General features: G+C 62.5%; 21 protein-coding genes and 3 tRNA genes. 8 read left to right on the top strand and 16 right to left on the bottom strand.

Features of this window, described 5'->3' with window-relative positions:
* Position 1 precedes the first annotated feature (1 nt).
* The 10 genes from AC07WS_RS21000 to AC07WS_RS20955 form a co-directional block, all read right to left on the bottom strand.
* Positions 2-75: transfer RNA gene (locus tag AC07WS_RS21000), tRNA-Asp, on the bottom strand.
* A 38-nt stretch (positions 76-113) separates the two neighbouring features.
* Positions 114-189 (bottom strand) — tRNA-Val (locus AC07WS_RS20995).
* A 49-nt stretch (positions 190-238) separates the two neighbouring features.
* Positions 239-511: an HU family DNA-binding protein gene (locus tag AC07WS_RS20990; RefSeq protein ID WP_008448340.1), complete on the bottom strand. Its 273-nt coding sequence runs from the start codon at positions 509-511 to the stop codon at positions 239-241.
* A gap of 214 nt (positions 512-725) precedes the next feature.
* Complete coding sequence (gene lon, locus AC07WS_RS20985) at positions 726-3,137, bottom strand: endopeptidase La (protein ID WP_494730954.1); 2,412 nt, start codon at positions 3,135-3,137, stop codon at positions 726-728.
* 284 nt (positions 3,138-3,421) lie between these two features.
* Positions 3,422-4,690, bottom strand: coding sequence for an ATP-dependent Clp protease ATP-binding subunit ClpX (clpX, locus tag AC07WS_RS20980; RefSeq protein WP_008448338.1), 1,269 nt, complete (start codon positions 4,688-4,690; stop codon positions 3,422-3,424).
* 162 nt (positions 4,691-4,852) lie between these two features.
* The gene (gene clpP / locus AC07WS_RS20975; protein ID WP_408014816.1) at positions 4,853-5,470 is read right to left on the bottom strand and encodes an ATP-dependent Clp endopeptidase proteolytic subunit ClpP; all 618 of its coding nucleotides are present in this window, start codon (positions 5,468-5,470) and stop codon (positions 4,853-4,855) included.
* Between the two features lie 74 nt (positions 5,471-5,544).
* Positions 5,545-6,885, bottom strand: coding sequence for a trigger factor (gene tig / locus AC07WS_RS20970; RefSeq protein ID WP_494730953.1), 1,341 nt, complete (start codon positions 6,883-6,885; stop codon positions 5,545-5,547).
* A gap of 32 nt (positions 6,886-6,917) precedes the next feature.
* Positions 6,918-7,004 (bottom strand) — tRNA-Leu (locus AC07WS_RS20965).
* A gap of 163 nt (positions 7,005-7,167) precedes the next feature.
* Complete coding sequence (locus AC07WS_RS20960; RefSeq protein WP_494730952.1) at positions 7,168-10,257, bottom strand: efflux RND transporter permease subunit; 3,090 nt, start codon at positions 10,255-10,257, stop codon at positions 7,168-7,170.
* On the bottom strand, positions 10,254-11,390 hold the full coding sequence (locus AC07WS_RS20955; RefSeq protein ID WP_494730951.1) for an efflux RND transporter periplasmic adaptor subunit: 1,137 nt from the start codon (positions 11,388-11,390) through the stop codon (positions 10,254-10,256). The genes AC07WS_RS20960 and AC07WS_RS20955 overlap by 4 nt, the downstream gene beginning before the upstream one ends.
* Positions 11,391-11,544: 154 nt before the next feature.
* Between AC07WS_RS20955 and hpnC the strand changes: the two genes are divergently transcribed.
* Together hpnC and AC07WS_RS20945 are read left to right on the top strand one after the other, a co-directional pair.
* Positions 11,545-12,387 (top strand): squalene synthase HpnC, encoded by an 843-nt coding sequence (gene hpnC, locus AC07WS_RS20950; protein WP_494730950.1) that lies wholly within the window; start codon positions 11,545-11,547, stop codon positions 12,385-12,387.
* Positions 12,388-12,498: 111 nt separating this feature from the next.
* Entirely contained in the window at positions 12,499-12,696 is a 198-nt protein-coding gene (locus AC07WS_RS20945) for a hypothetical protein (protein WP_494730949.1), read from the top strand.
* Here the strand turns inward: AC07WS_RS20945 and AC07WS_RS20940 are convergent.
* Genes AC07WS_RS20940 through AC07WS_RS20930 form a run of 3 tightly spaced genes read right to left on the bottom strand, consistent with a single transcriptional unit; the run spans position 12,685 to position 13,910 of the window.
* Entirely contained in the window at positions 12,685-13,011 is a 327-nt protein-coding gene (locus AC07WS_RS20940; protein WP_494730948.1) for a hypothetical protein, read from the bottom strand. The genes AC07WS_RS20945 and AC07WS_RS20940 overlap by 12 nt on opposite strands.
* A 57-nt stretch (positions 13,012-13,068) precedes the next feature.
* On the bottom strand, positions 13,069-13,479 hold the full coding sequence (locus AC07WS_RS20935; protein ID WP_494730947.1) for a VOC family protein: 411 nt from the start codon (positions 13,477-13,479) through the stop codon (positions 13,069-13,071).
* Positions 13,476-13,910 (bottom strand): VOC family protein, encoded by a 435-nt coding sequence (locus AC07WS_RS20930; protein WP_494730946.1) that lies wholly within the window; start codon positions 13,908-13,910, stop codon positions 13,476-13,478. Before AC07WS_RS20930 ends, AC07WS_RS20935 begins: the two co-directional genes overlap by 4 nt.
* A 147-nt stretch (positions 13,911-14,057) precedes the next feature.
* On the opposite strand from AC07WS_RS20930, the gene hpnD reads away from it, so the two are divergent.
* The 5 genes from hpnD (at position 14,058) to AC07WS_RS20905 (ending at position 18,168) form a co-directional block, all read left to right on the top strand.
* The gene (gene hpnD, locus AC07WS_RS20925) at positions 14,058-14,891 is read left to right on the top strand and encodes a presqualene diphosphate synthase HpnD (protein WP_494730945.1); all 834 of its coding nucleotides are present in this window, start codon (positions 14,058-14,060) and stop codon (positions 14,889-14,891) included.
* Complete coding sequence (gene hpnE, locus AC07WS_RS20920; protein ID WP_494730944.1) at positions 14,884-16,290, top strand: hydroxysqualene dehydroxylase HpnE; 1,407 nt, start codon at positions 14,884-14,886, stop codon at positions 16,288-16,290. Before hpnD ends, hpnE begins: the two co-directional genes overlap by 8 nt.
* A gap of 116 nt (positions 16,291-16,406) precedes the next feature.
* Positions 16,407-16,544 carry a hypothetical protein gene (locus tag AC07WS_RS20915; RefSeq protein WP_161082730.1) on the top strand — a complete coding sequence of 46 codons (138 nt, stop codon included), beginning with the start codon at positions 16,407-16,409 and terminating at the stop codon, positions 16,542-16,544.
* 4 nt (positions 16,545-16,548) lie between these two features.
* Positions 16,549-17,349 carry a DUF1700 domain-containing protein gene (locus AC07WS_RS20910; RefSeq protein WP_494730943.1) on the top strand — a complete coding sequence of 267 codons (801 nt, stop codon included), beginning with the start codon at positions 16,549-16,551 and terminating at the stop codon, positions 17,347-17,349.
* Between the two features lie 12 nt (positions 17,350-17,361).
* Entirely contained in the window at positions 17,362-18,168 is an 807-nt protein-coding gene (locus AC07WS_RS20905) for a head GIN domain-containing protein (protein ID WP_494730942.1), read from the top strand.
* Here AC07WS_RS20905 and AC07WS_RS20900 read toward each other — a convergent pair whose 3' ends face one another.
* Positions 18,169-19,404: a TIGR03862 family flavoprotein gene (locus AC07WS_RS20900; protein WP_494730941.1), complete on the bottom strand. Its 1,236-nt coding sequence runs from the start codon at positions 19,402-19,404 to the stop codon at positions 18,169-18,171. It lies immediately after the preceding gene.
* A gap of 39 nt (positions 19,405-19,443) precedes the next feature.
* On the opposite strand from AC07WS_RS20900, the gene AC07WS_RS20895 reads away from it, so the two are divergent.
* Positions 19,444-19,695: a hypothetical protein gene (locus AC07WS_RS20895; protein WP_494730940.1), complete on the top strand. Its 252-nt coding sequence runs from the start codon at positions 19,444-19,446 to the stop codon at positions 19,693-19,695.
* A 3-nt stretch (positions 19,696-19,698) separates the two neighbouring features.
* Here AC07WS_RS20895 and moaD read toward each other — a convergent pair whose 3' ends face one another.
* Both moaD and AC07WS_RS20885 read right to left on the bottom strand, forming a co-directional pair.
* On the bottom strand, positions 19,699-19,953 hold the full coding sequence (gene moaD / locus AC07WS_RS20890; RefSeq protein WP_494730939.1) for a molybdopterin converting factor subunit 1: 255 nt from the start codon (positions 19,951-19,953) through the stop codon (positions 19,699-19,701).
* Positions 19,953-21,173: a molybdopterin molybdotransferase MoeA gene (locus AC07WS_RS20885; protein ID WP_494730938.1), complete on the bottom strand. Its 1,221-nt coding sequence runs from the start codon at positions 21,171-21,173 to the stop codon at positions 19,953-19,955. The genes moaD and AC07WS_RS20885 overlap by 1 nt, the downstream gene beginning before the upstream one ends.

The following is a 21,173-nucleotide window of genomic DNA, read 5'->3' as shown; positions in this document are numbered from 1 at the left end:
GCGGAGCGGACGGGACTCGAACCCGCGACCCCCGGCGTGACAGGCCGGTATTCTAACCAACTGAACTACCGCTCCAACAAAACACTGGGTACTACTTTTACTGCCTGCAAAACTGGTGGGCGGTGAGAGGCTCGAACTCCCGACCTAAGCCTTGTAAGGGCTCCGCTCTACCAACTGAGCTAACCGCCCGTTTTGCGTTTCGTGAGCAACTTTACCGCTTGCTGCTCACTGAAGTCCGTTAGTTTACAGCATCTTTCAAAGCTTTACCAGCTTTAAATTTAGGAACTTTAGCTGCGTCGATGATGATCTCTTCTTTGGTGCGCGGATTGCGGCCGGTACGGGCAGCGCGTTCGCTCACGGAGAAGGTACCAAAGCCGACCAGGGTGACGCTGTCGTTCTTTTGCAGGGTGGTGGTTACACCGTCGATCACCGCGTCGAGTGCGCGTGCAGCAGCCGCTTTCGAGATATCAGCGGTAGTAGCAATATGGTCGATCAATTCAGTCTTATTCAAAGCAATTCCCCGTCACAAAGGTTATATCGTTTTAGCCGGTAGATAGCGGTATTTGAATACCGTTCTCCAGGCCGAGAAAAATCTCAGGCCGTATTAAACAAGCCAGCCCGCCCCTGTGTCAAGCGCTGCACCATAGAAAAGCAGGGTGAAATAACAAACAGGCGCTATAAAAGCGCCTGTTTGTGCATCCACAGTTACTAAACTCTAGTAAAAGTTAATGTTTTACCACTTCCGTTTGGCCGTCGACCTTGGCGGCCGCGGCAGCCACGGCTTCCACCGGAGCGGTCTCCGTCAACGCTTCAGGCATGCGTTCCAGCGCGATTTCCAGCACTTTGTCGATCCAACGCACCGGCACGATTTCCAGTTTGTTTTTGACATTGTCCGGGATGTCGGCCAGATCCTTGACGTTCTGCTCAGGGATCAGCACGGTCTTGATGCCACCGCGCTGCGCCGCCAGCAGTTTCTCTTTCAGGCCGCCGATCGGCAATACTTCGCCGCGCAGCGTGATCTCGCCCGTCATCGCCACGTCGGCGCGAACCGGAATGCCCGTGAATACCGACACCATCGCCACCGTCATCGCCGCGCCAGCCGAAGGACCGTCCTTCGGCGTCGCGCCTTCCGGCACGTGGATGTGGATGTCGCTCTTCTCAAACACTTCGTTCTTGATGCCCAGGCGATTGGCGCGGCTGCGCACCACGGTGCGGGCTGCCTCGATCGATTCCTTCATCACGTCGCCCAGAGTGCCGGTGCGGATCACCCCGCCCTTGCCCGGCATCTGCACGGCCTCGATGGTCAGCAGATCGCCGCCCACCTCGGTCCATGCCAGACCCACGACCTGGCCGATCTGGTTTTCCTTCTCGGCCACGCCGAAGTCGTAGCGGCGCACGCCCAGGAACTTGTCCAGGTTCTTGCTGGTGACGGCGACTTTCTTCTCCGTTTTCTTCAGCAACAGCATCTTCACGACCTTGCGGCAGATCTTGGACACTTCACGTTCCAGCGAACGCACGCCGGCTTCGCGGGTGTAGTAGCGGATGATGTCGCGCAACGCCGATTCGGCCACCGAAATCTCGTCTTCCTTCAGACCGTTGTTCTTGATCTGTTTAGGCAGCAGGTAGCGCTGGGCGATGCTGGTCTTCTCGTCTTCCGTGTAGCCGGACAGGCGGATCACTTCCATGCGGTCCAGCAGCGCCGGCGGAATGTTATACGAGTTCGACGTCGCCACGAACATCACGTCCGACAGGTCGAAGTCCACCTCGATGTAGTGGTCCGAGAACGTGTGGTTCTGTTCAGGGTCCAGCACTTCCAGCAGGGCCGAGGACGGATCGCCGCGGAAGTCCGCGCCCATCTTGTCGATCTCGTCCAGCAGGAACAGCGGATTGCGCACGCCGACCTTGGCCAGCGACTGCAGCACCTTGCCCGGCATCGAGCCGATGTAGGTACGGCGGTGGCCGCGGATCTCGGCCTCGTCGCGCACGCCGCCCAGCGCCATGCGCACGAACTTGCGGTTCGTGGCGCGGGCGATGGACTGGCCCAGCGAGGTCTTGCCCACGCCCGGAGGACCGACGAAGCACAGGATAGGCGCTTTCAGCTTGTCGACGCGTTGCTGCACCGCGAGGTATTCCAGGATGCGTTCTTTAACCTTGTCCAGGCCGTAGTGGTCGCCTTCCAGCACTTTCTCGGCGTTCGACAGATCGTTGTTGACCTTGGATTTCTTTTTCCATGGCAGGCTGACCAGCGTGTCGATGTAGTTGCGCACGACGGTGGCTTCGGCCGACATCGGCGACATCAGCTTGAGTTTTTTCAACTCGGCGGTGGCCTTGTCCAGCGCCTCTTTCGGCATCTTGGCCAGCGCGACTTTCTTCTCCAACTCGTCCAGATCGGCGCCGTCCTCGCCCTCGCCCAGTTCCTTCTGGATGGCCTTGACCTGCTCGTTCAGATAGTACTCGCGCTGCGACTTTTCCATCTGCCGCTTGACGCGGCCACGGATGCGCTTCTCGACCTGCAGAATGTCGAGTTCACCTTCCAGCTGGCCCAGCAGGTGCTCCAGGCGCTTGGCCACGCTGAAGATTTCCAGGATCACCTGCTTCTGCTCAAGCTTCAGCGGCAGGTGCGCGGCAACGGTATCGGCCAGGCGGCCGGCGTCGTCGATGCCCGACAGCGAGGCGAGGATTTCAGGTGGGATCTTTTTGTTCAGTTTGACGTACTGGTCAAACTGCTGAACGATGGCGCGGCGCATCGCTTCGATCTCGGAATCGTCGCCCAGCTCGGAATCGAGCGGCGTCAGATCGGCGATGAAGTGCGTCGGCGCATCGGTGATACGGTTGATGCGTGCACGCTGAGCCCCCTCGACCAGCACCTTGACGGTGCCGTCGGGCAGTTTCAGCATCTGCAGAATATTGGCCACGCAGCCGATCTCATAGATATCGGAAGCAGAAGGTTCGTCCTTGGCAGCGGCTTTTTGCGCGGCAAGCATGATGCTCTTGCCCTGCTCCATAGCGGCTTCCAGCGCCTTGATCGATTTTGGGCGCCCTACGAACAGCGGTATCACCATATGCGGGAAAACTACAACATCCCGCAGCGGCAATAACGGCAGTTGAGTTTGCTCAGTTAATTTGGAAGTTGTCATGGCGTACCTTATGTGAAAGCGTGATTATGATGTGGGCGCTGTTTTGCCGAATCACAAGACCGACCTGCAAGAAATAATTCCTTAATAAAAGGTTATTTTCAAAATGGCTAGTCATGTTCTAAAAAAACGCGTCAAATAAAAAAGCCACGCGTGACAAACGCTGCTGTCACGTGTGGCTTTCCGAATGAAGCCTGCATTCTTTTATTGATTTAAATTGTACCGCCTTGCCCCACGGATGCGAAATGAATTTTGCTGCTGAGTGGGGTTAAGTGTGCACAAGTTATTTAATTCTCACCAGATGCTTTGGCCTGGTCTTGGTAGATCAATAAAGGTTTGGCGCCGCTGGTGATCGTGTTTTCATCAATGACCACTTTGGTGACATTGGTTTCGTTCGGCAACTCGTACATCGTGTCGAGCAGCGCGTGCTCCAGGATGGAGCGCAGGCCGCGCGCGCCGGTCTTGCGGGCCAGCGCCTTCTTGGCGATGGCGTGCAAGGCGGCCGGGCGGATTTCCAGTTCGGCGCCTTCCATGTCCAGCAGCTTGGCGTACTGTTTGACCAGTGCGTTCTTCGGCTCGACCAGGATCTGGATCAGCGCTTCCTCGGTCAGTTCCGACAGCGTGGCGACCACCGGCAGGCGGCCCACCAGCTCGGGAATCAGGCCGAACTTGATCAGGTCTTCCGGTTCCGCTTCCAGCAACACGTCGCTGGCGCTGCGTTCCTTCTTGCTCTTCACGCTGGCCGAGAAACCGATGCCGGACTTTTCCGAACGGTTGGAAATCACCTTGGCCAGGCCGTCGAACGCGCCGCCGCAGATGAACATGATGTTGGTGGTGTCGATCTGCACGAAGTCCTGGTTGGGATGCTTGCGGCCGCCTTGCGGCGGCACCGACGCCATCGTGCCTTCGATCAGTTTCAACAGCGCCTGTTGCACGCCCTCGCCCGACACGTCGCGGGTGATCGACGGATTGTCCGACTTGCGCGAGATCTTGTCGATCTCGTCGATGTAGACGATGCCGCGCTGCGCCTTTTCCACATCGTAGTTGCAGCTTTGCAACAGTTTTTGGATGATATTCTCGACATCCTCGCCCACATAGCCCGCTTCGGTCAGCGTGGTGGCGTCGGCGATGACGAACGGCACGTTCAGCATGCGGGCCAGGGTCTGGGCCAGCAGGGTCTTGCCCGAGCCGGTAGGACCGACCAGCAAGATGTTGCTCTTGGCCAGTTCGATGTCGTCTTTCTTGCCCAGGTGCTTGAGGCGCTTGTAGTGGTTGTACACCGCCACCGACAAGATGCGCTTGGCCGTTTGCTGGCCAATGACGTACTGGTCCAGCAAGTCCTTGATTTCATGCGGGGTCGGCAGGTCCGACTTGGCGCCCGTGACCGACTCGATGGCCGAGGTTTCATCGCGAATGATGTCATTGCACAAGTCGATGCACTCGTCGCAGATGAAGACCGATGGGCCGGCGATTAATTTCTTTACCTCGTGCTGGCTCTTGCCGCAAAACGAGCAGTACAGTAATTTTTCGCCGCTGGAGGATTTTTTGTCTGACATGGGGCAGTTTTCTTTGGGTTACAGAATGGCGTAGCTGTTGCCGGGAAGCATATATGGAGTCCGGAAAATTCCGCCTATGACTACATGCTACCCGAAATAAAAACGAAACGCCCGAACGATTAATCGCCCGGGCGTTCTTTTAGCAATGCTGCGAAGGAAGCATCAAGCCCGGCTGGACAACATTTTGTCGATCAAACCGTACTCTACCGCCTCTTCCGCCGACATGAAACGGTCACGATCCGTGTCTTTGGCGATCTGCTCCACGGTTTGACCCGTGCGCTCAGCCATGATCGAATTCAGACGGTGGCGCAGGTAGAGGATTTCCTTGGCCTGGATTTCGATGTCCGAAGCCATGCCCTGCGAGCCGCCGGACGGCTGGTGAATCATGATGCGCGAGTTCGGCAGCGAGAAGCGCTTACCCTTGGCGCCGGCGGCCAGCAGGAAGGCGCCCATGGAGGCGGCCATGCCGGTGCACAACGTCGACACGTCGGGTTTGATGAACTGCATCGTATCGAAGATCGCCAGGCCGGCCGAAACCGAACCGCCTGGGGAGTTGATGTACAGCGAGATATCCTTGTCCGGATTTTCGCTTTCGAGGAACAGCAACTGGGCGACGATCAGGTTCGCCATCTGGTCGTTGACGGGGCCGACCATGAAGATCACACGCTCCTTCAGCAGGCGCGAGTAGATATCATAGGAGCGCTCGCCGCGGCCGCTCTGTTCGACCACCATCGGCACCAGGCCGAGCATTTCAGTGTCCAGCGCCGGATTACGGTTCATACCAGTCATTCCATTTCCTTGTGAAGCAGCTAGAGGCCGGAGACCTAATCTTACATCATCCGGCCCGTGCTGGATTACGCTTGTGCGTTGCTTCCCATCAGTTCGTCGAAGGCCACAACCTTGGACGACGTTTTCGACAGGCCCAGGACGTAGTTAACGACGTTTTCTTCCAATACAAGGGCTTCGACTTCGGCCAGGCGGCGACGGTCGCTGTAGTAGTACTTCAGCACTTCGCGTGGGTCTTCGTAGCTCTGTGCGAAGTCTTCGACTTGCGCTTTGACCTGCTCAGGCTGGGCTTGCAGCTTGTTCTCGCCGACCAGTTGCGACAGGATCAGGCCCAGGCGTACGCGACGCTCGGCTTTTTCCGCGAACAGTTCTGGTGGGAACGGGATGTCCTTGACGTTCATGCCGCGCTGCGCCATGTCCTGACGGGTCATTTCGGCCAGGCGCTCGGTGTCCTGGGCGATCAGCGCTTGTGGCACGTCCAGGGTCGCGGTCTTCACCAGCGCGTCCATCACGGCTTCCTTGTTGCGGGCTTTGACACGGCCGGCGACTTCGCGTTCCAGGTTGACTTTGATGTCTTCGCGCATTTTGGCGACGTCGCCATCGGCCACGCCCAGCGACTTGGCGAATTCAGCGTCGACTTCCGGCAGGTGCGCCCATTCCAGCTTCTTCAGGGTGATGGTGAACGATGCGGTCTTGCCGGCAACGTCTTTACCATGGTAGTCCTCTGGGAAGGCCAGTGGGAAGGTCTTGGCTTCGCCGACTTTCAGGCCGACGGTGGCGGCTTCGAATTCCGGCAGCATGCGGCCTTCGCCCAGCACGAATGCGTAGTCTTCAGCTTTACCGCCCGGGAATTCAACGCCGTCGATCGAGCCGACGAAGTCCACGGTCACGCGGTCGCCGTTGGCTGCGATGGCTGCGCCGCCGTCGCCGTGCTCGCCCGCTTCGCCCTTGGTGTGGAAGTGCACGCGCTGTTTGCGCAGGATTTCAATGGTTTTGTCGATTTCGGTTTCCGACACGTCAGCCTTGACGGTTTCGATTTCCACGGTCGACAGGTCGCCAACGACCACTTCCGGGTAGATTTCGAAGGTTGCGTCAAAGGTCAGGACGCCTGCTGGCGACTCTTCCTTAGGCTCGATGCGTGGGTAGCCCGCTACGCGCAGCTCGGCAGCGTTGGCGGCGTCGTTGAAGGCACGGCCAACTTTATCGTTCAGCACTTCGGTCTCGATCTGATAACCGTACTGTGCTGCGACCATTTTCAGAGGAACTTTACCCGGACGGAAGCCTGGTGCCTTAGCCGTTTTGGCTTGCACTTTCAGGCGCTTCTCAACTTCAGCGCGGACCTCGGTCAGCGGGAAGGAGATCGTGATACGACGTTCGAGTTTGCCTAAGGTTTCGACTGCAGTTGCCATGTAAAAATCGTCCAAAAAAATAGTAATACAGTTGGTGCGAGGAGGGGGACTCGAACCCCCACACCATTGCTGGCGTCAGGACCTAAACCTGGTGCGTCTACCAATTTCGCCATCCTCGCGGCATGTTTGCACAAAAGCAAAGGGCGACCCGTAAGTGAAAACGGTCGCCCCTATTCCCGCTGAATTCCGCAGGAGCTTTCAACTTCAACGCGATATTCTAACGGGTTTTTCAGCGAAATGTGACGATTTTTAATATGTCGCCAACATTCCGCTGTTTTTTCGTTATTTCACCGGCTTCTTCACTCTAAACCATGCCGCATACAATGCCGGCAGGAATAATAAAGTCAGCGCCGTGGCCAGTATCAGGCCGCCCATGATGGCCACCGCCATCGGCCCCCAGAATACCGAGCGCGACAATGGAATCATCGCCAGCGCCGCCGCGGCGGCCGTCAGGATGATGGGACGGCAGCGCCGCACCGCCGATTCGACGATGGCGGTCCACGGATCGTGGCCGGCCTTGATGTCCTGCTCGATCTGGTCGACCAGGATCACCGAATTGCGGATGATCATGCCGAACAGCGCGATGATGCCCAGGTTGGCCACGAAGCCCAGCGGACGGCCCAGCACCAGCAAGGCCATCGCCGCCCCCGCCACGCCCAGCGGGCCGGTCAGGAACACCAGCAGCGCCCGCGAGAAGCTGTGCAGCTGCAGCATCAGCAAGGTGAAGATGATGAAGATCGCCAGCGGCAGGTTGGCAGCGATCGACGCTTCCGCCGAGCCGCTGTCGGCCGCCGCGCCCTTGACGGTGATGGCATAGCCGGCCGGCAGGTTGTCGCGCAGCTGCTTGAGCTTGGGCTCGATCTGACCGGACACGGTCGGCCCCTGGATGTTGTCGGCCACGTCGGATTGCACGGTGATCGCCCATTCGCGCCCTTCGCGCCACACCACGCCCGGTTCCCACACGAAGCGCGCGCGGGCCAGCTGGCTGATCGGCACCGACTTGCCGCTGGCGGTAGGGATGTTGGTGTCGTTCAGGATCGAGATGGTGTTGCGTTCCTCGATGGGCTGGCGGATCTGGATGTCGATCAGCTTGATGTCCTCGCGGAACTGGCCGATGGTGGTGCCGGACAGGATGGTGTTCGCCGCCCGCATCACGGTCTGCGAGGTCACGCCCAGCGCGCGCATCTTGTCCTGGTCCAGGTCGAGGCGCAGCACCTTGATCGATTCATTCCAGTTGTCGTTGACGCCCAGCGTGTTCGGATTGGCGCGCATGATGTCCTTCACCTGGTCGGCGATGGCGCGCACCTTATCCACCTCGCCGCCGGTCACGCGGAACTGCACCGGGTACGGCACCGGCGGCCCGTTCGGCAGCAGCTTGACGCGGCCGCGCACTTCCGGGAAGTCGTGCTTGAAGATGTCGACGATCTTGTCGCGCAACACACCGCGCGCATGCAGGTCTTTCGGCAGCACGACGATCTGCGACACGTTAGTCTGCGGGAATATCTGGTCCAGCGGCAGGTAGAAGCGCGGACTGCCGGTGCCGACGTAGCTGGTCACGCTGACCACGCCCTCCTGCTTGCGGATGAAGGCCTCGAACTTCTTCACCTGCGCCTCGTTGGCGCTAAAGGTCGTGCCTTCCGGCGTCCACAGTTCGACCATCAGCTCGGGCCGGCTGGAATCCGGAAAGAACTGCTTCTCGATGTACTTGAAGCCGTACACGCCCAGCGCAAAGATCAGCAGCGTGGCCGCGATGGTGGTCTTGCGGTACTCGACGCACCAGTTAACCACCGCGCGGAACTTGCGGAAGCCCGGCGTATCGAACAGGTCGTGCTCGCTGCCGCCCTCGGCGTGCGGCTTGACCTTCAGCAGCACGTAGCCGATGTAGGGTGTGAACACCACCGCCGCCACCCACGAAATGACCAGCGCCAGCGCGTTGACCGAGAACAGCGAGAACGTGTATTCGCCGGCCGCCGACTTGGCCAGGCCGATCGGCAGGAAGCCCGCCACCGTGATCAGGGTGCCGGTCAGCATCGGGATCGCGGTCGAGGTGTAGGCGAAGGTGGCGGCGTCGAAGCGCGACATGCCCTCCTCCATCTTGCGCACCATCATTTCAACGGCGATGATGGCGTCGTCCACCAGCAGGCCCAGCGCGATGATCAGCGCGCCCAGCGATATCTTGTGCAGGTCGATGTCGAGCATGCGCATGCACAGGAAGGTCACCGACAGCACCAGCGGGATGGTCAGCGCCACCACCAGGCCGGGACGGACGTCCAGCCGCAGCTTGGGCTTGCTGTGCATGCCCAGCGCCACGAAGCTGACGGCCAGCACGATCAGCACGGCCTCGATCAGCGTGTGCACGAACTCGCCCACCGAAGCCTTGACGGCCTCAGGCTGGTCCGACACACGCTCGAGCTCGATGCCGACCGGCAGCTTGGCCTTCATCGCGGCGACGGTCTTCTCCATGCTCTTGCCGAGCTGGATGATGTTGCCGCCCTTTTCCATCGACACACCCAGGCCGATCACTTCCTTGCCGTTGAAGCGCATCTTGTTGCCCGGCGGGTCCTGGTACTGGCGCTTGATGGTGGCGAAGTCGCCCAGGCGGAAGGTGGTGCCGTTGGCGCGCAGTTCCAGCTCTTCCAGTTCCTTGACGGTCTTGAGCGCGCCGGTCACGCGCACCTGCAGGTTATCGGTCGGGGTGACCAGCACACCGGTCGCCTCCACCGTGTTCTGGGTGGCGATCTGGTTGGCGATGGCCTCGATCGGAATGCCCAGCTGCGCGAACTTCTTGTGCGAGAACTCGATGTTGATCTTCTCGTCCTGCACGCCGAACAGCTCGACCTTGGACACCAGCGGCACGCCCAGCAGCTGCTGACGGACGAAATCGGCATAGTCCTTCATCTCGGCATAGGTGAAGCCGTCGCCGGATAGCGCGAAGATGGAACCGTAGGTGTCGCCGAATTCATCGTTGAAGTACGGCCCCTGTACGCCCGGCGGCAAAGTGCCGCGGATGTCGCCGATCTTCTTGCGCACCTGGTACCACGATTGCGCCACTTCCTTGGGCGGCGCCGATTCGCGCAGCTTGAGGATGATGGTGGTCTCGCCCGGCTTGGAATAGCTGCTGATCTCGTCGATGTCCGGCGTCTCCTGCAGCTTCTTCTCCAGCTTGTCGGTGACCTGCTCGGCCATCTGCAGCGAGGTCGCGCCCGGCCAGTTGGCCCGCACCACCATTGCGCGGAAGGTGAACGGCGGATCCTCGTCCTGGCCCAGGTTGGAATAGCTCAGCATGCCGCCTATCAGCAGCACGGCGATCAAGTAGCGCGTCAGCGGGATGTGTTCAAGCGCCCAGCGTGAGAGATTGAAGCCCCCCTTCATTTGACGGTCCCCGCGACGGCTGGCGCAACATCAGGCGCAGCCGGCAGATCGTTGCCGAGGATCTTGACCTTCTGGCCCGGCTTGAGCAGGTTGACGCCCGCCGTCACCACCGTCTGGCCAGCCTTGACGCCGCCGGCCAGCACGATATCGTTGCCGGCCGCGCCGTCGATGGTGACCGGCACCAGCTTGACGGCGCCGCCCTCCACCACCCAGACCGACGAGGCGGATTTCTCATAGTACAGCGCCGTCAGCGGCACCTTGATCTGCGGCTTGGCCGTCTTGGAGGCGAACTGCACCACGGCGGTCATGCCCAGCTTGGCTTCGGACAGCGAGTCCGGTATCACCACCTTGACGGTGTAGGTGCGGGTCGACGGGTCGGCCACCGGAGAAATCTCGCGGATCTTGCCCGCCACCACATTGCTCGGATCGGCCCACAGGCGCACCTGCACGTCCGGCACGCGGCGCAAGGTTTCGACCTTGTCTTCCGGCAGGCCAATGACGATTTCCTTCTCACCTTGCTTGGCCACGCGCACCACGGGCGTGCCCGGCTGCACCACCTGGCCGACTTCGGCATCCACCGCCGTCACGACGCCGTCAACATCGGACACTAAACTGGCGTAGCCCGCCTGGTTGGACTGGCCGCGATAGGCCGCCTGCGAAGCGTCCACATTGGCTTGCGCCGCCTTGTAGGTGGAATCCTTGGCGTCCAGCACGGCCTGGCTGACGAAGTTCTTGTTGCGCAGTTCCTGATAGCGCTTGAGTTCGGCCTTGGCCAGGTCGCGGTTGGTCTCGGCGGCGCGCAGGCCGGCCAGCGCCTGGGCCTGCGACAGCTGCAAGTCCTGCGGATCGAGCTGCATCAACACCTGGCCGTGCTTGACCAGCGTGCCGACATCGACTTTGCGGGCGACGATCTTGCCGCCGACGCGAAAGCCCAGCCGCGATTCCACGCGGGCGCGCACCTCGCCGGAAAACTCGGCGTTGACGTCGACGTCGCTGCTGGCGAGCACCATGGCGCGCACCGGGCGGATGTCTTCGGTTTTCTCGGCCGGTTTGGAGCAACCGGCCAGCACGGCGGCGGCCAGCACGGTAATAAAGAGGGGGGAAATCTGACGCTGTTTTTCAAAGGCGACCACGGTGTATTCCTTTAGCTTGCTCTGGAGTGTAGATGGCACTACTATTACGGCTCGGAAATAAATGACTTTCCGTTAATTTATTATATGCCGACCTCATGCGTTTGCAAATGACTTTTGCGTCATTAATTTTTTATTTTGCTTTTGGGCCAGTTTTATGCCGGTAGATCACTACGAGAATTTCCCTGTTGCATCTTTTCTACTGCCCAGCCGCTTGCGGCCGGCGGTGGAAGCGATCTACGCCTTTGCCCGCAGCGCAGACGACCTGGCCGACGAGGGGGACGCCGCGCCCGAGCAGCGGCTCGCCGCGCTGAACGCCTACGAGGCCGCGCTGACCCAGATCGAGGCCGGCGGCACCCCGCACGAGCCGATGTTCGAACGGCTGGCGCAGGTGGTGCGCCAGTACGACTTGCCGCTCAAGCCGCTGTACGAGCTGCTGTCCGCCTTCAAGCAGGATGTGCTGGTGAGCCGCTACGCCACCTACGACGCCCTGCTGGACTACTGCGCGCGCTCGGCCAATCCGGTCGGCTTCCTGATGCTGCACCTGTACGGCCAGGCCGACGAGGAAAATATCCGCGATTCCGACGCCATCTGCACCGCGCTGCAACTGATCAACTTCCTGCAAGATGTCGCGATCGACATCCATAAAGAGCGCATCTACATCCCATTGGAGGATTTGAGCCGCTACGCGATCTCGCCGGCCGCGCTTGACCACGCCAGCGCCCGCCCGCGCTGGCGCTCGATGATGAAGTTCGAGGTGGACCGGGCCCGCGCGCTGATGCTGAGCGGTGCGCCGCTGGCGCTGCGCCTGAAGGGACGCATAGGCTTCGAGCTGCGCATGGTGGTGCAAGGCGGCCTGCGCATTCTGGACGCCATCGAGGCCGCCGAGTACGACGTCTTCCTGCACCGTCCCAAGCTCACCAGGCGCGACTGGCTGGGCATCTTCTGGGCCGCCGTGCGCATGAAGAAGCAGATGAAGGCGGTGTTCAGGACCGCTTGACGTAGCGCCGGCCAGGCCCGGCCGCCAAAATAGCCGCGCACGATTAAATCGTTGCCTCTGCACAATGTTCCTTCCCCATGTTACCTTCAAAGGAAATGGAGAGGTGGCATCATGGTTATGGAAGATCGGTCGTCGCGGCCGGATATGGAAACATCGAAGGTGGTGGAACTGGGCGTCAACCTGCTGCAAAGCCGCGGGCGGGCGTTCGCGTCGGAATTTTTAGTGCGCAGGAATATTCCGTTCAGCGTCATCGTACGGGTACTGTCCGACCCGCCGGGACGGCGCCGCGCCAGCAGCTTACGGCGATAGCGCCGCGTTCGCCCCTTGCGACGCCGGCGGCTTGAGCAGCGAGTCACGCAGCGCCGCCGCATCCGTCACCGATATCGCGGTATGGCAATTGGCCCACTCGTTTGAAATCCGCCATTCCTGGTAGTCACGCGCGCTGAGCCGGCGTTGCTGCTGTTCATTGAGCTGATGGCAGCGATTCGCTACCTGCGCCGCCTCCTGCAGATGCTGTTCGTAATAGGTGGCTGATTTCATCGGCACATCGGCTGCGGCTGGCGCGCGGCTGCACCCCCACAACAATGGAATAAGCAATATGGCGGCGGCTGACTGCTTGTACATACGAGGCATCTCCAGGGAAACGTAACATATTGTATCCCCGAAGATGAATAAGCGTCGTCACAGTTGACCTGGCGCACCTTTTAGCTCGACAACATTGCCTTCCGGGTCGGTCAGGTAGATGGACGGCCCCTCGCCTTCCGCACCGTAACGCGACTCCACCTGCCCCGCCGTCACACCGCGCGACAACAGATGTGCGCGGATCCCCGCTTCGTCGAAAGGTTCCACCCGCAGGCAGAAATGGTCCATATTGCGCCCCTCGGCGCCCGGCGCGGCGCCGCCCACGCGGCCCAGCTTGCCATCGACCGGCACCAGGTCGATCAGGCTGCTGCCGGCGCGCAGCTGCACCAGCCCGATCTCATCCTGCCGGCGTTCGACCGTGCAGCCCAGCGCGCCGCAGTAGAAATCCAGCATGCGCGCCAAGTCCACCACGCGCAGCACCAGGTGATCGATTTCGCGAATTTGTATCATGCATACATCTCATTCAACAGGCGCTGCATTTCAGCGCCAGAAACTTGTTTCTTATGCGTGGCAATGGTCCAGGTGTTGCCAAACGGATCCATTACCCGCCCCTCGCGCGTGCCGAAGAACATGTCGCCAACCGGGCTCAAGGCCTTCGCGCCGAACTCGATCGCCAGCGCCACCGTGGCGTCGGCGTCGGGCACATAGATCTGCGCCAACAGCGGCTGCACCGGCCAGCCTTCCATGGACTCGCCCAGGTTGATGCGCGAGTCGCCGATCCTCAGCTCGCAATGCACGACTTTGCCATCAGGCGTATGCAGACGCAACAACTCTTCCGCGCCGAACACCTTCTGATAGTACGCCACGGCGTCGGCCACATTGTTGACGATGCAGTTCGGAGTGATGGTGTTGCAGCCTTCCGGCCGGCCTTTGGCATCCATGGAGTTCCCCTTAGCTAGTGAGCAATCTTGTCTAATTGAGAACTTGGAACTGTACTACTATCCGTGCCCGCCGTGCCGACATTGGCCCACATTGTTACACTTAACCTATAGAATAGCGGCTTCGATGTCATCCTTGCTTTTTTATCCATGTCTCCCGACGACTACTGCCAGCAAAAGACCGCCCAGAGCGGCTCCAGTTTCTACTACAGCTTCCTGTTCCTGCCGCCGGAGCGTCGCCGCGCAATCACCGCCCTGTATGCCTTTTGCCGCGAAGTGGATGACACCGTCGATGAATGCACCGACGAGTCGATCGCCCGCATCAAGCTGGCATGGTGGCGCAAGGAAATCGCCAACATGTACGAAGGCCAGCAGACCCACCCCGTCACGCAGGCGCTGCAGCCGCACCTGAGCGCCTACCAGCTGCAACAGCAGCATCTGCAGGCCATCATCGACGGAATGGAGATGGACTTGAACCAGACCCGCTACCTCGACTACGCGGCGCTGACCAAATACTGCTGGCACGTGGCCAGCGTGGTGGGCATCCTGTCGGCCAGCATTTTCGGCGCGACCAAGCCGGAAACGCTGCAGTACGCGGAAAAACTGGGCCACGCCTTCCAGCTGACCAACATCATCCGCGACGTCGGCGAAGACGCGCGCAAGGGCCGCATCTACCTGCCGATCAACGAGCTGCAGCAGTTCAACGTGACCGCCGCCGACCTGCTCAACGCCCGCCACAGCGAGAACTTCGAAAAGCTGATGGCCTTCCAGGCCGACCGCGCGCAGATGGTCTACGACGAAGCCTTCGCGCTGCTGCCGAAGGAAGACCGGCGCGCCCAGCGCCCCGGCCTGATGATGTCCGCCATCTACCGCACGCTGCTCGACGAAGTGCAGGCCGACGGCTTCCACGTGCTCACGCAACGCATTTCGCTGACGCCTATCCGCAAGCTCTGGCTGGCGTGGAAGACCTACATCCGTGGCTAAGGAGGGCGTCGACCAGCGCGCCGCCAAGGCCGAACCGGGGCTGACTTCGCGCGCGGTCGCCGTGATCGGCGGCGGCTGGGCCGGTTGCGCGGCGGCCGTCGAACTGGCGCGCGCCGGCTACAAGGTCACGCAGCTGGAGGCCGCGCGCACGCTAGGCGGCCGCGCGCGCCGCATCGAGACCGACCACCGCCACCTGGACAACGGCCAGCACATCCTGCTGGGCGCCTACAGCGAGACGCTGCGGCTGATGAAGCTGACCGGCGTGGACCGCGAGCAGGCCTTGCTGTCGCTGCCGCTGCAAATGCGCTACCCGGCCGGCAGCGGCGGCATGGATTTCGTCGCGCCGCGCCTGCCCGCGCCGCTGCACCTGGCGCTGGCGCTGCTGCGCGCCAAAGGGCTGGCGCGCGCCGATAAGCTCAGCCTGGCGCGCTTCTCCACCACCGCGCGCTGGATGGGCTGGGCGCTGCACACCGATTGCAGCGTGACCGAGCTGCTGCAGCGCTTCGACCAAACCCCGCGCCTGATCCAGCTGATGTGGCGCCCGCTCTGCCTGGCCGCGCTGAACACGCCGCCGGAACGCGCCTCGGCCCAGGTCTTCCTCAACGTGCTGCGCGACAGCCTGGGCGCCAAACGCAGCGCCTCGGACATGCTGCTGCCGCGCGCCGACTTGTCTACACTGTTGCCCGAGGCGGCCGCCGCCTATGTCGAAGCGCACGGCGGCTCGGTGCGCACCGGCGCCAAGGTGCAGGCGCTGCGCTCCATCGAAGGCCGCCTGTGGCAACTCGACATCAGCGGCGCCGCCGTGGGCGGCAACTGGAGCACCTATTTCAGCGGCGTGGTGCTGGCCACCGGCGCCAGCCAGGCGGCCACGCTGCTGCACGGCATACCGGACTGCGACACCTCGGCCCTGTGCAGCCAGTTGACCGCGTTCGAGCCGGAAGCCATCACCACCTGCTACCTGCAATACGACGCCGCGACCCGGCTGGAACTGCCCTTCTTCGCCCTGCTGGACGATCCGGACAATCATCAGTGGGGCCAGTTCGTGTTCGACCGCGGCCAGCTCGACGCCAGCCAGGCCGGCTTGCTGGCGGTGGTCATCAGTGCCTCCGGCAGCGCCGCCGCGCAAAGCCAGGATCTGCTGGCCGAAGCGGTGGCGGTCCAGCTGGCGGCGGTGTTCCAGCGCCCGGAACTGGGCCGGCCCAAGTGGTTCAAGGTCATCACCGAGAAGCGCGCCACCTACGCCTGCGCGCCCGGCCTGGCCCGCCCGGTCAACGCCAGCGGCCTGCCAGGCTTGGTCCTGGCCGGCGACTACACCGCCGGCGACTACCCGGCCACGCTGGAATCGGCGGTGCGCAGCGGCGTGGCCGCCGCCGCCCTGCTCAAGGGGGCTACCATCTAGTCCCCGGTTTTTGTCGCCTGCCCCGCTATTTATGCAGCCTGTCACATGCCGATGGCGCCAGACCGGGCGCTTGCGTACAGTAGCATCATCGACAAAAGACTAACATTGGAATCAACATGAACATCGCCCTCAGCCTCAAAACCCTTGCCTTGATCGCCTTCGTCGCGGCCAGCACGGTGGCCATCGTGCAGACCGCACCGGTGGCAAGCAGCGCGATGGCCATGGCACACAACAGCGCAACATTAGGTATTTGATATCATGAACAAGCAGGCATACCTCGACGCGCTCAAACAGGCCATGCAGGGCCTGCCGCCGGAAACGGTGGCCAAGACCCTGGCCTACTACGAGCAACGCTTCATCGACGGCCTGGTGGCCGGCCGCAGCGAGGCTGAGGTCTATAAGGAACTGGACGAACCGCGCAAGGTCGCCATGACGCTGCGCGCCAACGTCCACCTGAACGCCTTCGAGCAAAAGAAAACCCCGGTCAACCTGGCCCGCATGGTGGTCTCCTTCATCGGGCTGGCGATCTTCAACCTGTTCATGGTGATCCCGGCGATGGTGTATGCCTCGCTGCTGGGCGCCGTCTACGTCTCCGCCTTCGCCTTCTACATCGCCGGCATCGCGCTGGTGTCGAGCGGCTTGTCGGGCCAGAACGAGCTGGCGCTGGAAGGCCCGCTGCGCCATGTGATGGAGTTCACCAACTCGCATTTCGACACGCCGGAGGAAGAGCAGGACATCCAGGGCTGGCGCATGGCGATCAACAGCATGGGCGTCCAAATCAACAAGGACCCGGACAACACCGACAACAGCAGCAGCGGCGACGAGAACCTGAGCCGCAGCGGACGCCTGTTGAACCGCGCCGAGGCGGTCGCCACCGGCGATCTGCGCATCACCACCGATTTCGACAGCGGCGCGCGCACCAGCCAGTCGCTGATCGGCTTCGGCCTGATATTGGGCGGCATCGGGCTTTGCCTGATCAGCATCGTCGTCACCCGCTACACCATGATCGGCCTGCGGCGGTATGTAGCAATGAACGTGTCCCTGCTTCGCGGACGCTAAGGAGTCATGACCATGCGCGCTTTATTGAAAATCGGGACCAGCCTGTTGCTGATGTCCTTTGTGCTGATCGCCATCAGCTACAGCATGCTGAAGGCCTACGGCAGCACCAGTCCGACCAGTTCGGCCGGGCGCGCCCTGGGCGGCGAAACCCGCAAGATCGACGCCATGGCCACCGCCGTGGAACTGAGCGGCCCGATCGACCTGGTTCTGGTCCAGGGCCCGGTGGCGTCGCTGAAGGTGCGCGGCGAACAGCGCTCGCTGGCCAATATCGAAACCGTCCAGGATGGCCGCGACCTGCACATCGGCACCAAGGGCATGCTGCTCAATCCGCGCCATCCGCTGCAGGTGGAACTGGTGCTGCCGCAGCTGGAGGAACTGGTGGTGCGCAGCAGCGGCGAGACCAAGGTCACGGGCTTCAGCGGCGACAAGCTGGAACTGCAGCTGCACGGTTCTGGCAATGTGAACTTCACGGGCCGCTATCGCGAATTGACGGCCGGCGCCCACGGCAGCGGCCATCTGAATCTGAACGCCGGCAGCAGCGAGAATGTGGAACTGGAGATGGTGGGCTCGGGCCAGATCACTTCCTCCGGCAGCTGCAAGACGCTGAACGCCGAGTTGACCGGCTCCGGCGACCTCGATGCGCGCCACCTGGCCTCGGAAAAGGTGACGGTCAACCTGAAGGGTTCCGGCACCAGCCAGGTCTTCGCCAAGCAATCGGCGGACCTGACGCTGCGCGGCAGCGGCGATATCCGCGTGCTGGGCAATCCCGACAACCGCAACGTCAGCCGCACGGGTTCAGGCGACGTGACCTGGGAATAATCAGCCGCGCCGCAGCCAGGCCAGGACATCGCGCCCTGCCGCCTGGCCGCCGGCCAGGCAGGCTGTCAGCAGATAGCCGCCGGTCGGCGCTTCCCAGTCCACCATCTCGCCGGCCACGAACACGCCCGGCGCGGACTTCAACATCGTCCCCTCCAAGGCATCCCAACGCACGCCGCCGGCACTGCTGATCGCTTCGTCGATCGGACGTGGACGCAGCAGCCGCACCGGAAGCCGCTTGATGGCCTGCGCCAGTTGGTCCTCGTCCGCATACTGCTCCTTGCCCAGGCACTCGCGCAGCAGGCCAGCCTTGACGCCCTTGATGCCCAAGCGGCTTTGTAGGTGGCTGGCCATCGAACGCGCCCCTCGCGGCCGCGCCACTTCGTCCGCCACCCGTTGCGGCGACAGGTCCGGCAGCAGGTCGAGGTAGATCGTGGTACTGCCGGTTGCGGCGATCTGGTCGCGCAGGGCGGCCGACAAGGCGTAGATCAAACTGCCCTCGACCCCACCCTGGGTGACCACGAACTGTCCCTGCTTGCGGAATTCCTTGCCGTCCGCGCCGGTGGAGATGATGGCGACGGTCGTCAGCGGCTCGCCCGCGTGGCGGCTGCTGAAATGCTCGCTCCAGTCCACGTCGAAGCCGCAGTTGGCCGGCGCCAGCGGCGCCACACCGACGCCGCGCGCCGCCAGCAACGGCACCCACGCACCATCCGAACCGAGTCGCGCCCAGCTGCCACCGCCCAAGGCCAGCACCACCGCGTCGGCGCGGACCTGCAATTCCCCGCCGGGCGCATCGAGCACCAGGGCCTCGTCGCGCCAGCCCAGCCAGCGGTGCCGCATGTGGAACTGCACCCCGCTCTCGCGCAGGCGATGCAGCCAGGCGCGCAGCAACGGCGCGGCCTTCATATCGGTCGGGAACACGCGGCCCGATGTGCCGACAAAGGTGTCGACGCCCAGGCCATGCACCCAGTCGCGCACGTCCTGCGGGCCGAAGGCATCGAGCATGCCGTGCAACGGCGCGGCGCCCTTGCCGTAGCGCGTGACGAAGTCCGCATATGGCTCGGCGTGGGTGATGTTCATGCCGCCGCGCCCGGCCAGCAGGAACTTGCGGCCGACCGACGGCATCGCGTCATAGACATCGACCTGGGCCCCGCCCTGCGCCAGGGTTTGGGCGGCCATCAGTCCGGCGGGACCACCGCCGATGACGGCGACACGAAAAGGTGTCAAACTAGACTGCATGAATTGGGTCCGATATGAGACAAAGTTACAGGAGATACGATGGGTGCCACTTTTTGGATGAAACGCTATTTGCAGGCCGCAGTGCCCTTGTTTGTGATACTGGCGGCGGTGGAATGGCTAAAAGGTTCGACCGCGCGCGAAGACTATCTGAGCGCCGCCGTCTGGGCGCTGTTCGCGGCGGCCATTTTCACCTACGCGGCATGGCGCCGCCACCGAAACGCCAAGGCCTGCGCCTTGTGCGATAACCTGGACGCCGCGCGCGGCGCCAACGCCAAGCCTAAAAAACCCTAAGGCTTAGCCGCCCGTCACCGGCGGGAAGAACGCCACCTCGGCGCCGTCGGCCAGCGCCGCATCGGCGCCGCACATCACCTGGTTGCAGGCCATGCGCAACGCCGGGTTGCCCAACGCCTGCTGCCAGGCGTCGCCACGGGCAGCCAGGTGGGCGCGCAAGGCGCCGACCGTGCCCACGCCGGCCGGCAGTTCCATCGTCTCGGACGACACGCCCAGCGCTTCGCGCACGCTGGCGAAAAATTTTACGGTAACTGACATCAGTGCATTAACTCGCTAAACGGTATAAATCGAACGGCATCGCCGGCCGCGATGGTCTGGCCGGGCGGATTGTCGATCACGCCATCGCCCCACACGGTCGACGTCAGCACGCCGGAACTCTGGTTGGTGAACAGTTCAAGGCCGCCGGCCGCGTTGATGCGGGCGCGCAGGTACTCGTTGCGCTTGTCCGCCTTCGGCCAGTTGAAATCGGCGCGCATCGTGAACGCGCGCGGCGCCAGAGCCTCCGTCACGCCCTGCAGACGCAGCACGAAAGGACGAACGAACATCAGGAAGGTGATGAAGCTCGACACCGGGTTGCCGGGCAGGCCGACGAAGAACGCCTGTCCCACCTCGCCGAACGCCAGCGGCTTGCCCGGCTTGACGGCGATCTGCCACATATTGAGCTTGCCCTCCGCCTCGACGGCGGGCTTGATGTGGTCTTCCTCGCCGACCGAAACGCCGCCGGAGGTGATGATCAGGTCATGCCCTTGCGCGCACTCGCGCAGCACGGAACGCGTGGCGTCCAGCGAATCGGGCACGATGCCGAAGTCGGTGATTTCGCAGCCCAGGTTCTCCAGCAGCGCGCGCAGCGTGAAGCGGTTGGAGTTGTAGATGGCGCCCGGCGCCAGCGGCTCGCCCGGCATCGTCAGCTCGTCGCCGGTGAAGAACACGGCCACGCGCAGCCTGCGCTTGACCGGCAGCTCGGCCAGGCCGACCGACGCAGCCAATCCCAGCTCCTGGCTGCGCAGGCGCGTACCGGCCGGCAGGATGATGCTGCCGTTGGTGATGTCCTCGCCGGCGCGGCGTATCCATTCGCCGGACTTCGGCGCGTGGCGGATCGTAACCACATTGCCGGCCAGTTCGCACTGCTCCTGCATGACCACCGCGTCCGCGCCTTCAGGAATCAGCGCGCCGGTGAAGATGCGGGCGGCGGTCCCCGGCAGCAAAGGCTGGCCGACGTGGCCGGCCGGGATACGCTGCGACACCGTCAGCGCCGCGCGGCCGCTGGCGCAATCGGCCGCGCGCACCGCGTAGCCGTCCATCTGGGTGTTGTCCATGCCCGGCACGTTCATGCCCGACACCTGCGCCTTCGCCAGCACGCGGCCGTTGGCCGACAGCGTCGGTATGACTTCAACGTCGGCCACGGGCCGCGCGGCGGCGGCCATCAGGGCCAGCGCCTCGGCGACCGCCAGCATGGGCTTGGGCTTATATTCCGTCAT

Source organism: Duganella sp. GW821-FHT01E12 (assembly GCF_059422325.1).
The sequence above is the reverse complement of the archived record's forward strand: the minus strand, read 5'-3'. Positions and strand labels throughout refer to the sequence as shown.

Bases quoted from the DNA above. Each gene is read 5' to 3' on its own strand.
- tig (WP_494730953.1), bottom strand. From the start codon at position 6,885: ATGGCAACTGCAGTCGAAACCTTAGGCAAACTCGAACGTCGTATCACG.
- hpnC (WP_494730950.1), top strand. From the start codon at position 11,545: ATGCCGGTAGATCACTACGAGAATTTCCCTGTTGCATCTTTTCTACTG.
- AC07WS_RS20960 (WP_494730952.1), bottom strand. From the start codon at position 10,257: ATGAAGGGGGGCTTCAATCTCTCACGCTGGGCGCTTGAACACATCCCG.
- AC07WS_RS20885 (WP_494730938.1), bottom strand. From the start codon at position 21,173: ATGACGGAATATAAGCCCAAGCCCATGCTGGCGGTCGCCGAGGCGCTG.
- AC07WS_RS20940 (WP_494730948.1), bottom strand. From the start codon at position 13,011: ATGTACAAGCAGTCAGCCGCCGCCATATTGCTTATTCCATTGTTGTGG.
- AC07WS_RS20945 (WP_494730949.1), top strand. From the start codon at position 12,499: ATGGTTATGGAAGATCGGTCGTCGCGGCCGGATATGGAAACATCGAAG.
- lon (WP_494730954.1), bottom strand. From the start codon at position 3,137: ATGACAACTTCCAAATTAACTGAGCAAACTCAACTGCCGTTATTGCCG.
- AC07WS_RS20900 (WP_494730941.1), bottom strand. From the start codon at position 19,404: ATGCAGTCTAGTTTGACACCTTTTCGTGTCGCCGTCATCGGCGGTGGT.
- AC07WS_RS20935 (WP_494730947.1), bottom strand. From the start codon at position 13,479: ATGATACAAATTCGCGAAATCGATCACCTGGTGCTGCGCGTGGTGGAC.
- AC07WS_RS20930 (WP_494730946.1), bottom strand. From the start codon at position 13,910: ATGGATGCCAAAGGCCGGCCGGAAGGCTGCAACACCATCACTCCGAAC.
- clpP (WP_408014816.1), bottom strand. From the start codon at position 5,470: ATGAACCGTAATCCGGCGCTGGACACTGAAATGCTCGGCCTGGTGCCG.
- AC07WS_RS20895 (WP_494730940.1), top strand. From the start codon at position 19,444: ATGGGTGCCACTTTTTGGATGAAACGCTATTTGCAGGCCGCAGTGCCC.
- hpnD (WP_494730945.1), top strand. From the start codon at position 14,058: ATGTCTCCCGACGACTACTGCCAGCAAAAGACCGCCCAGAGCGGCTCC.
- AC07WS_RS20910 (WP_494730943.1), top strand. From the start codon at position 16,549: ATGAACAAGCAGGCATACCTCGACGCGCTCAAACAGGCCATGCAGGGC.
- clpX (WP_008448338.1), bottom strand. From the start codon at position 4,690: ATGTCAGACAAAAAATCCTCCAGCGGCGAAAAATTACTGTACTGCTCG.
- AC07WS_RS20915 (WP_161082730.1), top strand. From the start codon at position 16,407: ATGAACATCGCCCTCAGCCTCAAAACCCTTGCCTTGATCGCCTTCGTC.
- AC07WS_RS20905 (WP_494730942.1), top strand. From the start codon at position 17,362: ATGCGCGCTTTATTGAAAATCGGGACCAGCCTGTTGCTGATGTCCTTT.
- moaD (WP_494730939.1), bottom strand. From the start codon at position 19,953: ATGTCAGTTACCGTAAAATTTTTCGCCAGCGTGCGCGAAGCGCTGGGC.